Raw genomic sequence first — 11,753 nt, 5'->3', positions numbered from 1 at the left:
GGACGGTGGCGCGGGGGGAGGCTCTGCCGGGGGGAGTGGGACTAACGGACGCCGGCGGCGGAGCGGCGGAAGCCGTCGAGGATCTCGGCGGCGATGACCGCGTTCCGGCGGGCCAGCGGCAGGGCGCGGGCGACCCGCTGGTGGAGGGCGGCCACGGTCTCCGCACGGTGGTCGAGAAGCCGGTCGACCGCCTCCACCAGGGGGGCGGCCTCCAGCGCCTCCCAGGGACCGAAGGTGGGGAGCTGGACGTCGTGAAGGAAGCCCTCCACCTTCGGGTCATAGGCCAGACCGACGGCGGGGACGCAGCGGGCGAAGGCCAGGATCAGCGCATGCAGGCGCATGGCCACCAGGAGTTCGGCCTCGCCCACCAGACCGGCGAACTCCCGCGGGCGGAGAAGACGTTCGACCACCCGCACGGGGCGGCGGCAGCGGGCGGCGATGGAGCGGCCCACCTCCAGGTCGCCGGGGAGCTGCATGGGAACGAAGACCACCTGGAGACCGCGCTCCGCCAGGTGGTCGGCGACCCGGGCGACCGCTGCCTCGGAGCGGGGGGAGGGGCGCCAGGGCCGGACGCTGATCAGCGCCAGCGGGCGGCCGTCCAGCCCCAGCTCCCGGCGCAGCCTGAGGAGCGAGAGACGGTCGGAGGGCTCCAGGGCGAGCGCCGGGTCGGAGGTGAGCTCCGCCCTGCCCACGGCCTCCGGCGCCAGCTCCTGAAGCAGGTGGAAGGAGCGGCTGTCCCGGACGGTGATGCGCGTGGCCGCCAGCAGCGCCGAGCGGGCCACACGCCGGGAGAGCCGGCTGCGCAGCGGCCCGAGGCCGTTGGCGTAGATCATCACCGGCCGGCCCAGCGCGTGCGCCCAGAGGACCAGGCCCGCGTAATAAAGGAGCGAGCGGAAGCTGGTCGCGTCCTGGAGGAGGCTGCCGCCGCCCGAGATGAAGAGGTCGGCCCGCCGCAGCGCCCGCCCCACCTCGCGCAGGCTCCAGCGGTTGACCGCCTCCACGTCGAGGGCGCGCCGGGTCCCTTCAGGCTGGGCGGAGAGGACCTCCACCTCCAGGTCGCCCACCTCCGCGCGGAGCGAGTCGACCATGGCGGTGAGGAGGGCTTCGTCGCCCGTATTGCCGAATCCGTAATAGCCTGCCAGCAGGACCCGCCTCACCGGCCTCCCACGCCTCCTCGGCCGCGCTGCCGGCCTTCCCGGGAGGAAGTGGCCTCGACCTCCCGGTAGACCGCCTCCACCGCCCTGGCCGTCTCTTCGATCGAATACCGCTGGCGGACCGTCTCCCGGCCCAGCGCACCCAGCCGCCGGCGAAGAGGCTCGTCTCCGAGCAGGCGGACCAAGTCCGGCAGCAGGGCCTCGGCCTCGATGGGCCGGCCGAAGCCGCGGGCCGTGAAGTTGTGCGCCTCGAACCGGGCCAGCCGCTCTTCGGTCAGGATACCGCCGTAGCCGCCGTTGCCCGAGATGATCACGGGGCGCCCCGCGGCCATCGCCTCAAGGGCGGAGCGACCGACGCCCACGGCCACCCAGGCGCGCCCCAGGAGCGCCGGCACGTCGGAGCGGGCGCCCAGGGTGTAGACCACCGTCCGGCCTGCGCGGCGGTTGGCCGCGTCGGCTTCCTGGCGGAGACGCTCCAGCTGGCGTCCGGCGCCGGCGATCAGGATCCGGACGTCCCTGACCCGGTCGGCCAGTTCCGGGGCGGACGCCGCCAGGGCGAGCGAGGTTTCCACGAACTCGCTCAGCCGGCTGACGTGGAGGACGACCGGCGCCTCCGGGGGCAGGTCCAGGTCGGGCGGCCCCTCCCGCGGCGCCGCCGCGTACTCCTCCAGGTCGATCCCGTTCGGAATCACCGTCACCCGGTCAGGGTCGGCGCCCAGCCGCCGGATCAGGTGATCGCGGACGTCCTGGCTGACCGCGATCGCCCGCTCGCCCCAGCGCGTCATGCGGCGCCAGAACCAGCCCGCGTTGTAGAGGCCATGGTAGGTGGTCACCAGCGGCACGCCGCTGCCCGCCAGGGCGTGGTCGGCCACCCAGGCCGGGATGCGGGCGTGGGCGTGGACCAGGCCGATGGCACGCCGCCGGACCAGGGCGCGGAGACCGGCGACGCTCCTCTCCAGCTCCCACGGGAGCCGGCTCCCGAGCGGCAGGAAGTGGTGCGGAATCCCGGCTTCCTCCAGCCGGGAGACCAGGCGCCCGCCGCTCGAGGTGACCTCGACCTCCCACCCCCTCCGACGGAGCGCCCGGGCGAGGCTGACCACGTGGGTCTCCGCACCTCCGAGGTCGAGTGCCATGGCGGCCAGGAGCAGGCGCCGCGACCCCCCGGGCGGAGGCGGGTCCGTCCGTGCCGATTGCAGCCCCGGTTCGGGCTCTCCCTTGATCGTCCATCTCCTCCCTTGTCGGCCGGTGGCCGGCCGGCGGCGCCCGACACTCCCCGTTCCGTTCCCGTGCCGCCGGCAGGGACCAAAGCTTTCCGGAGCCCCTCTCACACCGGATTGGCCAATGCTGGTGATTCTGGATGGACAGGAGTTGACCTGTCCGCGTCGAAAAACGCTAGCCGTGGGCGATTTGCTGTCAAATTGTACCGCGTGCGCGGCAGCAGCCCCACCGCCCCATCACCGAGGTGTGGCCCTTGATTGAAATGTCCGGTGTCAGCAAGGTTTACCCCAACAAAGTGGTGGCCTTGCACGACATCAATCTGCAGGTCGAAAAAGGCGAATTCGTCTTCCTGGTCGGCCCGAGCGGAGCGGGCAAGTCGACCATGATCAAGCTCCTCTACCGCGAGGAAGTGCCGACCACCGGCGAGGTGGTGGTGGCCGGCCAGCGGCTGCGCACCATGAAGCGATCCCTGGTTCCCTTCCTGCGGCGCCGTATCGGCGTGGTCTTCCAGGACTTCCGCCTCCTGCCGGACCGCTCGGTCTTCGACAACGTGGCCTTCGCGCTGGTGGTGACCGAAGCCTCCCACCGCGAGATCCAGAGGAAGGTGCCGGCGGTGCTGGACATGGTGGGGCTCCGCCACCGGGCCCGCGACTACCCGCGCCAGCTCTCGGGCGGCGAGCAGCAGCGCGTGGCGCTGGCGCGCGCCATGGTCAACAGCCCGGCGCTTCTGATCGCCGACGAGCCCACCGGCAACCTGGACCCGGCGACGGCATGGGAGCTGATGGAGCTCCTCCAGGAGATCAACCAGTCGGGCACCACCGTCCTGATGGCCACCCACGCCGAGAGCATCGTCAACGCCATGAACAAGAGGGTCATCCAGCTCGCGAACGGCACGATCGTAAGGGACGAGACGGCGGGGAGGTACTCCCTTGAAGGCTAGGACGTGGGCGTACGTGATGCGCGAAGGCGGCGTCTCGCTGCGCCGCAACTCGACCATGAGCCTCGCGTCGGCCGGGACGGCGGCGGTCACGCTGCTGATCCTCCTCCTCTTCGTCGTGGCGGCGCTCAACCTGGGCCATATGACCCAGGTGCTGGAGTCGCAGGTGCAGGTGGTCGCCTACCTGAAGCCGACCTTCCAGCGGACGGAGGTCCCTCCGCTCTTGGACCGGGTCCGGCAGATCCCGGGCGTCTCCGGCGTCACCTTCGTCACCCGGGAACAGGCGCTGGACCGGCTGCGCGCCCAGTTCGGCGACCAGGCGTCGCTGCTGGACTCGGTCCAGGAGATGAACCCGCTCCGGGACGAGCTGGACGTCAACGTCCCCGACCCCGGCAAGGTGGACGCGGTGGCCGGCCGGCTGAAGGCTCTCGACGTGGTGGAGAACGTCAGCTACCCGGCGGAGACGCTCCACCGCCTGGACGCGCTGGCCAACTGGCTGCGGACGGCGGGGATCGTGCTGGCGGCCCTCCTCGGCGCGGCCACCGTCTTCCTCATCGCCAACACCATCCGGGTGACCGTCCATGCCCGGCGGCACGAGATCGCGATCATGAAGCTGGTGGGTGCCACCGACTCGCTGATCCGCTGGCCCTTCATCGTCGAGGGGGCGGTCCTGGGCCTGGTGGGCGCCCTGGTCGCCCTGGGCGTCGGCTGGGCCGGCTACTCGTGGATCCATCAGCGGGTGACCCAGAGCCTGCCCTTCCTGCCGCTTCTCTCGGCGCCGGTGCTGATGCGGCAGCTGGCGGCAGGCATCGTCCTGGCGGGCCTGCTCATCGGCATGCTGGGCTCCGGCCTCTCCCTCCGCCGCTACCTGCGCATCTGAGGCAGCCGGCGCGCCAGCGCGGAGCGGAGAGGGGGAGCCCGGCGGGGGAGGAGGGAGGTTGTGAGGAGAGGAGCCCGGTTCCGGGCGCTTGTGGCAGGTCTGGCCGCGGCAGCGCTCCTGCTGTCACCGGCGGCGCTCGCTCGACAGGCCGAGGCGCGAGCCAGCTCCGCCGTTGACCCGGCCAGCATCCTGCAGGAGATCCACCGGACCAACCAGCGCCTGAGCCAGATGCGCTCCCAGGCGGCTCTGACGCGGCAGCAGCTCTCGGTGGCGCAAAGCCGGGCCCAGGCGGCCCAGGCGAAGCTGACGGTCCTCCAGCGACAGCTGGCGGCGGCGCGGCAGGAGCTGGCGCGGCGGCAGAACCAGCTGGCCCAGGCGCAGGCGCGGCTCACCCAGCTGCAGGCGGCGCTGCAGGCCGCCCAGGCCCGGCTCGAAGAGCAGCGGACGCGCCTGGGCGACCGGCTGCGGGCCACCTACGAGATGGGTACCGTCTCGTACCTGGACGTCCTGCTCTCGTCCCGCAGCTTTGCAGACTTCGTCACCCGCCTGCAGACGCTGGAACAGGTGGTGGCGGCGGACGTGGCGCTCCTCCACCAGGTCCAGGCGCAGCGGGCGGAGGTGGAGCGGCAGACGCAGCTCCAGCAGCGACAGGTCGCCCAGATCGCCGCCCTCACGCGCCAGGTGGCGGCGGCCAAGCAGAGCCTCGACCAGAAGACCTCCCAGCAGGCGCAGGTGACCCAGGAGTACCAGCAGAGCGCCAACGAGCTGCGCGCGGAGCTGGACGCGCAGGAGCGGGCCAGCCAGGCCGTCCAGGGCGAGCTCCAGCGGCTCCAGCGCAAGTACGAGGAAGCGCTCCGCCTGGCGGGATCCGGGATCCTGCAGTGGCCGCTCAGCTCCTTCACGGTCACCTCGCCCTTCGGCTCCCGCTACCATCCCATCCTCCAGCAGTGGAGGATGCACACCGGCATGGACCTGGCGGCGCCCTACGGGACGCCGATCCACGCGGCGGCGGCGGGGGTCGTCTTCTACGCGGGCTGGATGTCGGGCTACGGCAACACCGTCATCCTGATCCACGGCAACGGGATCTCCACCCTCTACGGCCACATGTCCAGCATCGAGGTCAGCGTCAACCAGCGGGTCTCCGCCTGGCAGGAGATCGGCAGGGTCGGCTCCACCGGCCTTTCGACCGGACCCCACCTCCACTTCGAGGTCCGCGTCAACGGCACGCCGGTCAACCCCGAGGGCTACGTGGGACGCCCGATCCAGTAGGCGCGCGGGGGCGAGCGGGCGGGACGGTCCCGATCCGGGGGGATCGGGACCGTCCTCGTCTCTTTCCGGCCCTGATCCTATAATGTTGGTCTCCGAAAGGCGGTGAACCGATGTCCGAGCCCATGGGCGGGGAGCAGCCCCCCATCAAGCCTCGGCGGCCCGGCCCTTCCTGGCGTGCCGCCGTGGTGGGAGCCGTGCTGATCGCGCTGGTCAGCTCCGGAGTCTCGTACGCCATCGCCGACCACCAGATCGCCGCCGCGCTCCACGGCCTGCCCACCACCGGAGAGGACGCGGCCACGCTTCGCCAGTTGCAGGGAAGCCCCGCCTTCCAGGACTTCGTCCAGACGCTCACCCTGATCCGGACGCGCTACGTGGACCGCCCGGACATGGAGAAGGTACTGGCCGGCGCCACCAGTGGGGCGCTCTCCGCACTCCACGACCCGTATTCGGTCTACTTCGACCGGAACGCCTACACCAGCTTCACCAGCGACACCAGCGGCGAGTACGGCGGCATCGGCGTCCAGGTGACGTCGGAGGGCCGCTACGTCGTCGTCCAGACCCCCTTCCCGGGCACGCCCAGCGCGACCGCCTCCTACGAGGGGGCCGGGCCCGGCGATCCGCGCGGGCTCCGTCCCGGCGACCGGATCGTCGAGGTGGACGGCCACAACGTGGTGGGGGTCGACGTCGACGCCGTGGCCCAGATGATCCGGGGCGCCCCGGGCACGCCGGTCGTGCTGGGCGTCGAGCGACCCACCGGCGAAGGCAACCAGTTCCAGCGCCTCACCTTCCGGATGACCCGGACCAACGTGGTGGTGCCCACGGTCGAGTCGTCCATGCTGCCGCACTCGGTGGGCTACCTGCAGATCACGCAGTTCACCGACAAGACGCCTCCCCTGGTCCAGAAGGCGCTGGATGGCTTGAGGAAGAGGGGCATGCGCGCGCTGGTCCTGGACCTGCGGTACAACCCCGGCGGCTCGCTGGACGCGGTCGAGCAGATCGCCGGCCTCTTCCTGCCCGGAGGAAGCCCCATCGTCCACACCGTCGACCGGGCGGGACACCGCGACACGGCCAGCGTACCGGGCGACGGGAAAGGCCTGGGGGTCCCCCTGGCGGTGCTGGTCAACGGGGCCAGCGCCAGCGCCTCGGAGATCCTGGCCGGTGCGCTGCAGGATCTGGGCGTGGGGACGCTGGTCGGCGAGCGGACCTTCGGCAAGGGCCTGGTGCAGCAGGTCTACCCCTTCCCGGACGGGACCGGCATCAAGCTGACGGTGGAGCGCTACCTGACCGCGGCCGGCCGCGACATCAACAAGCACGTCGATCCGCGCACCGGCAGGACGGTGGGCGGGATCCAGCCGAACGTCGAGGTGCAGGCGCCTGCGAACTGGAACCCGGCCCAGATGGGGGAGCCCGGTCACGATCCCCAGCTGGACGCGGCCTTGCGGCTCCTCGAGCAGAACCGGCACTGACGCCGGACGTCCGCGCGGCCGGGCGGACCGGCGGCGACGGGGGGTGGAGGCTGGTGCAGGGAGAGTCGGAGCGGGCGGCGCGCTGGCTCACTTCCTGGGGCCGGGTGGAGCCGCTGGCGCCGGGGCTCTGGCGAATCGCCGAGCCCGTCGGGCGGACGGGGGAGTGGGGCGTCGACTGGGTGAACGCCTTCCTGGTGGAGGGCGAGAGGCGGGCGCTCCTCTTCGACAGCGGCATGGGCGTCGGCCCGCTGGAGGCGGTGGTCCGTCTCCTGACCGCCAAGCCGCTCAGCGTCGTCTTGAGCCACTGGCACTGGGACCATGCCGGGGGCGCCCGCAGGCTCGCCGCCCTGGCGGAGGGGGTCTGGGCCCATCCGGCCGACGGGGCGCTGCTCGCCCGGGGGGAGCCGGACGACGACCTCCGCCAGGCGGTGGCGGGGGAGATCCGGCGGGGCCTGCTCCCGGCCGAGTACGCCCTCGCGCCCGGGCACCTCGGACCGCTCCCCACCCGCCCGGCCGAGGAAGGCCGGAGCTTCGACCTCGGCGGCCGGCGTGCGCTCCTCCTGCACACGCCCGGCCACACCCCCGGCGGCCTGACGCTCCTGCTCGAGCCGGACGGCTGGCTCTTCCCCGGCGACCTGGCCTACCGCGGCGGGCTCCTCTGGCTCCAGGAGGCGGAGGCGGACCCCGCCGCCTACGCGCGGAGCCTGGACCGGCTCGCTGCGCTGGACGGGGTGCGTGCGCTCTACGGCGGCCACGACCCGGCGCCGCAGCCGCCGGCGATGCTGGCGGAGCTGCGGGCGGCCTTCGAGGAGGCGCGGCGCCGGCTGGAGCGGGGCGAGGCGGAAGGCTGGGGCACCGGCGCGCGCCGTGTGACGGTCGACGGGTTCGGCTTCCTGATGCCCGGGGGGAGGGAGGAGGAGCGATGAGCGGAGACGATGCGGCCCGGCTGGGGGAGCGGCTGGCGGCGCGGCTCGATCCGCTGCTGGAGCGGCTCCCCGGAACGATGGCGCTGGTGGTGGAGGGGCTCCACGCCGGTCGCGTCTACGCCCGCGAGGCGGACCGCCCCTTCTACCCGGCCAGCGTCATCAAGCTGGCGGTGATGGTGGAGGCCTTCGCCCAGGCGGCGGAGGGCCGCGTGGACCTGGAGGAGGAGCTGGTGGTCCGGCAGAGCGAGACGGTGACCGGGTCGGGCGTCCTCCAGCACCTGCTCCCCGGGCGACGCTATCCGCTGATGGACCTGGTGACGCTGATGATCATCGTCAGCGACAACACCGCCACCAACCTGCTCATCGACCGGCTTGGCGCCGATGCGATCACGGCGCGGATGGAGGCGCTGGGGCTGCCGGGGATCGCCGTCCGGCAGAAGCTCCAGGTGGTCCCGGTGCCCGCGGGCGCGCGCAACCAGATGACGGCGGGTGAGACCGCGCGGCTCCTGCGGCTGATCGGCCTGGGCCAGGTGGTCTCGTACGACGCCTGCCGCCGGATGGTGGCCATCCTGGAGGCGCAGCAGCTCGACCTCGACCTGGCGGCCCGGCTGCCCGAGCCGGAGCGGCCCGGGGTGGGCCAGGCCCCGCTCTGGCGCTGGGCGCACAAGACCGGCTGGGTGACAGGACGGCTCCACGATGCGGGCCTCCTCTACCTGCCCGAGGGGGTCTGGGCCGTGGCCGCCTTCACCGAGGGCTTCCCGCACCCGGAGGAGGCGCGGGCGGCGCTGGCGGAGGCGGGCGAGGCGCTTTACGAAGAGCTCCGCGGCGTCCCGGACGTCCCGGACGCCCCCGGGGGCAGGTGACGGTGATGGGTGAGGGGCCTCCCCGCCTTCCCGGGCGGGAGGAGGAGCTGCTCCTGGCGCTCCGCCGGCGCCAGCGGGCCAACGGCGCCTTCCTGGCCACCCCGGGCTGGGCGCCGCTGGCGGCCGGGGCGTGGGCGGCCTACGCCCTGGACCGGGCGGGCGAGGTGGAACGGGTGCGCGCCTTTCACCGCTGGGCGGCGGAGCTGATCCGGCGCGCCGGCGCGGAGCGGGGAGAGGCGGCCTGGCTCCCCTTGGGCTACGGTCCCCGGGCCGTGCGGCGGGCGGCCGACCTGCCGGGCGGCCGCCGGGAGTGGGTGCGCGCCGGCGGGGCGGTGGGGCTCTGGCTGTGGACGCTGGCGCGACACCTGGCCGCGGAGGGGGCGGCGGCGGTGCCGGGACGGCTGGCGCGCCCCGTCCGCCAGGCGGTGGACGGCCTCCTGGCCCTGGTCGAGGAGATGGAGGCGGCGGAAGAGCCGCCCGACCGGGAGGCGGGGGGAGGGGCGGAGCGGGCCGGGCGCGCGGCCGCCTGGGCCGCCGTCTACGGCGGGCTGAACGCCATGGATCGCTGGTTTGCCATCCCTCCCCTGGCGGCGCGCCTGGTGGACGTCTGGAGGAAGGTCCAGCCCGCGTTCGAGGAGGTTGCCGCCGGGGAAGCCCCGGCGGACGCGCGCGCTCCGCTCCTGGCCGCGGGCTTCCCCTTCGACGTGGTCGACGCGCGGGGGAGATCCTTCCTCCGCCTGCTGGCGCGCCAGGGCGAGGAACCGCTGGGCGGCCGCCAGGACGCTCCCGGCCTTGCGCTGGAGGCGTGGCTGCTCGCCTGCCTGGGCCGCCGCGACGAGGCCGAGCTCCGCTGGCTGCGCCTGGCCGAGATGGCGCCGGAGCCGGAGGCGGGGCTGGTCGCCTCAGCCCTGACCCTGCTCGGGCTGCGTGCCCGGCCGGGCGTCGACGGCTGCCCCTGACCCCTTGCCGGCGACCTCCCTCGGCCCGGCCCTCCAGCCGCCGGCGGGCGGCTGGAGGCTGAGGGCGATCCCGCCCAGGATCAGGAGGTCGCCCAGGATCGCCCCCGCCGAGGGTCGCTCGCCCAGGAGGAGCCAGGCCAGAAGGCCCGCCCCCACCGGCTCGCCCAGGATGCTGACGGAGACCAGCTGGGCGGGGAGGTAACCCAGCGCCCAGCTGAAGACGGTGTGGCCGAAGACGGTGGGCCCTACCGCCAGCCCGCCCATCAGCGCCCACTCCCGGCTCCCGGCCGGGAGGAGGGGGCGGCCGGCCAGGAGAAGGAAGCCCGCCAGCACCGCGGAGGCGGTCAGGTAGACGACCACCGAGTAGGGGAGCGCCTCCGCCTGCCGCCGCACTCTTCGGCCCAGGAGCAGGTAGGCCGCCATGGCCACGGCGCCCAGCAGCGCCAGCAGGTCGCCCTGCAGCGCCCGGGGCGAGAGCTGCCAGTCGGCTCCCCCCACCACGCCGCTTCCGATCACGGCCAGCGCCGATCCCCACCAGGCGGCGGCGGGCGCGGAGCGCCCCAGCCGCCAGCGGTCCCAGAGGAGGATGAAGACGGGGTGGACGGTGACCAGGGTGACCGAGCTGGCCACGCTGGTGAGCAGGAGCGACTGGTTCCAGGCGGCGAAATGAACGGCCAGCGCCAGACCCGAGGCCAGCGTGGGAAGCGCCTGTCCGCCCAGCCGGAAGGCGGCGCCCGCGTGGCGGAGGAGGCTGACCGGCAGCAGGAGCAGGGCCGCCAGAAGCAGCCGCCAGAGCGCGATCAGGAGCGGGTCGGAGAGCGAGGCCCGGGTCAGAATGGCCGCCGACGAGATGGCGGCCACCCCGACGAGAAGCCCCGCCAACGGCGTGCCCCGCGCAGGCGTGGAGGCGGTAGGCTGGAGAGCGGGCGTTCGTGCGGGGCCGGGCAAGCGAGAACCCCCCAGTCGGACCAGCCGGCCTTGCGAACGCCCCGGACGCCCGGCGCAGCCGGGCGATGCGGGCCGGCGGAAGGGACGAAATGCGGAATTCGAGAGAGGACGGCGATCTCCCTTTGCCTTTGGAGCGAGAGCTGGCGCTCGAGTTCGTCCGCGTGACGGAGGGTGCGGCCCTGGCGGCTGCGCCCTGGATGGGGCGCGGCGACAAAGAGGCCATCGACGGGGCTGCGGTGGAGACGATGCGGGCGCTCTTCGACAACGTGGACATCGACGGCACCGTGGTCATCGGCGAGGGCGAGATGGACGAGGCGCCCATGCTCTACATCGGCGAACGGTTGGGCACCGGGCGGGGACCGAGGGTGGACGTGGCCGTCGACCCGGTGGAGGGGACCAACCTGGTGGCCCGGGGCCTCCCGGACGCCATCGCCGTGGTGGCGGTGGCGCCCAGGGGAACGCTCCTCCATGCGCCGGACATGTACATGCAGAAGATCGCCGTCGGGCCGGAGGCCGCCGGCAAGGTGGACATCGACGCACCGCCCGCCGAGAACGTCCGGCGCGTCGCCAAGGCGCTGGGCAAGGAGGTCTCCCAGGTGACGGTCATCCTGCTCGACCGGCCGCGCCACGAGCAGATCGTCCGGCAGGTGCGCGAGGTGGGCGCGCGCATCCGATTCATCTCCGACGGCGACGTCCTGGCCGCGCTGGCCACGGCGCTGCCCGAGAGCGGCGTCGACCTCCTGCTGGGCATCGGCGGCGCGCCCGAGGGGGTGCTGGCAGCGGCCGCGCTTCGTTGCCTGGGCGGCGAGCTCCAGGCCCGGCTCCTCCCGCAGGACGACCAGGAAGCGGCCCGCTGCCAGGCGATGGGCATCCGGGATCCGGGGCAGGTGTTGACCATGCACGAGCTGGTCCGCGGCGACGACGTCATTTTCAGCGCCACGGGCATCACCCCGGGGAGCCTGCTGCGCGGCGTCCGCTTCGCCCGGAACGGCGCGGAGACGGAGACGCTGGTGATGCGGGCCTGGACGGGCACGGTCCGGCGGGTGCGAGCCTTCCACCATCCCGAGCGCAAGCCCGTTCTGCGCGACCTGCCGGCCTTCCGGCGGCCGGCGAGCGCCTGAGCGACAGGCGGG

11 protein-coding genes are annotated in these 11,753 nt (G+C 73.5%); 8 read left to right on the top strand and 3 right to left on the bottom strand.

Going from position 1 to position 11,753, the window contains the following annotated elements:
* Positions 1-41 precede the first annotated feature (41 nt).
* Both csaB and QJR14_03885 read right to left on the bottom strand, forming a co-directional pair.
* Positions 42-1,157 carry a polysaccharide pyruvyl transferase CsaB gene (gene csaB, locus QJR14_03890; protein MDI3316748.1) on the bottom strand — a complete coding sequence of 372 codons (1,116 nt, stop codon included), beginning with the start codon at positions 1,155-1,157 and terminating at the stop codon, positions 42-44.
* Positions 1,154-2,287, bottom strand: a complete 1,134-nt coding sequence (locus QJR14_03885) for a glycosyltransferase (protein ID MDI3316747.1) — start codon at positions 2,285-2,287, stop codon at positions 1,154-1,156. Before QJR14_03885 ends, csaB begins: the two co-directional genes overlap by 4 nt.
* Before the next feature lie 338 nt (positions 2,288-2,625).
* Between QJR14_03885 and ftsE the strand changes: the two genes are divergently transcribed.
* The 7 genes from ftsE to QJR14_03850 all read left to right on the top strand — a co-directional run bounded on the left by ftsE (position 2,626) and on the right by QJR14_03850 (position 9,672).
* The gene (ftsE, locus tag QJR14_03880; GenBank protein ID MDI3316746.1) at positions 2,626-3,312 is read left to right on the top strand and encodes a cell division ATP-binding protein FtsE; all 687 of its coding nucleotides are present in this window, start codon (positions 2,626-2,628) and stop codon (positions 3,310-3,312) included.
* The gene (gene ftsX / locus QJR14_03875) at positions 3,302-4,189 is read left to right on the top strand and encodes a permease-like cell division protein FtsX (GenBank protein ID MDI3316745.1); all 888 of its coding nucleotides are present in this window, start codon (positions 3,302-3,304) and stop codon (positions 4,187-4,189) included. The genes ftsE and ftsX overlap by 11 nt, the downstream gene beginning before the upstream one ends.
* 60 nt (positions 4,190-4,249) lie before the next feature.
* Positions 4,250-5,458: a peptidoglycan DD-metalloendopeptidase family protein gene (locus tag QJR14_03870; protein MDI3316744.1), complete on the top strand. Its 1,209-nt coding sequence runs from the start codon at positions 4,250-4,252 to the stop codon at positions 5,456-5,458.
* Positions 5,459-5,568: 110 nt separating this feature from the next.
* Positions 5,569-6,924, top strand: a complete 1,356-nt coding sequence (locus tag QJR14_03865) for a S41 family peptidase (protein ID MDI3316743.1) — start codon at positions 5,569-5,571, stop codon at positions 6,922-6,924.
* Positions 6,925-6,977: 53 nt separating this feature from the next.
* Positions 6,978-7,850, top strand: a complete 873-nt coding sequence (locus QJR14_03860; GenBank protein ID MDI3316742.1) for an MBL fold metallo-hydrolase — start codon at positions 6,978-6,980, stop codon at positions 7,848-7,850.
* The gene (locus tag QJR14_03855; GenBank protein ID MDI3316741.1) at positions 7,847-8,713 is read left to right on the top strand and encodes a class A beta-lactamase-related serine hydrolase; all 867 of its coding nucleotides are present in this window, start codon (positions 7,847-7,849) and stop codon (positions 8,711-8,713) included. Before QJR14_03860 ends, QJR14_03855 begins: the two co-directional genes overlap by 4 nt.
* Positions 8,714-8,718: 5 nt before the next feature.
* Positions 8,719-9,672, top strand: a complete 954-nt coding sequence (locus QJR14_03850; GenBank protein ID MDI3316740.1) for a hypothetical protein — start codon at positions 8,719-8,721, stop codon at positions 9,670-9,672.
* Here QJR14_03850 and QJR14_03845 read toward each other — a convergent pair.
* On the bottom strand, positions 9,616-10,554 hold the full coding sequence (locus QJR14_03845) for a DMT family transporter (protein MDI3316739.1): 939 nt from the start codon (positions 10,552-10,554) through the stop codon (positions 9,616-9,618). The genes QJR14_03850 and QJR14_03845 overlap by 57 nt on opposite strands.
* A gap of 194 nt (positions 10,555-10,748) precedes the next feature.
* Between QJR14_03845 and glpX the strand changes: the two genes are divergently transcribed.
* Complete coding sequence (gene glpX, locus QJR14_03840; GenBank protein MDI3316738.1) at positions 10,749-11,741, top strand: class II fructose-bisphosphatase; 993 nt, start codon at positions 10,749-10,751, stop codon at positions 11,739-11,741.
* The last annotated feature ends 12 nt before the right edge of the window (positions 11,742-11,753 follow it).

Source organism: Bacillota bacterium (assembly GCA_029961055.1).
Lineage (GTDB): Bacteria > Bacillota > Sulfobacillia > JAIMAT01 > JAIMAT01 > JAIMAT01.
Note: the sequence above shows the minus strand (reverse complement) of the source record. Positions and strands in the feature narration are given on the sequence as shown.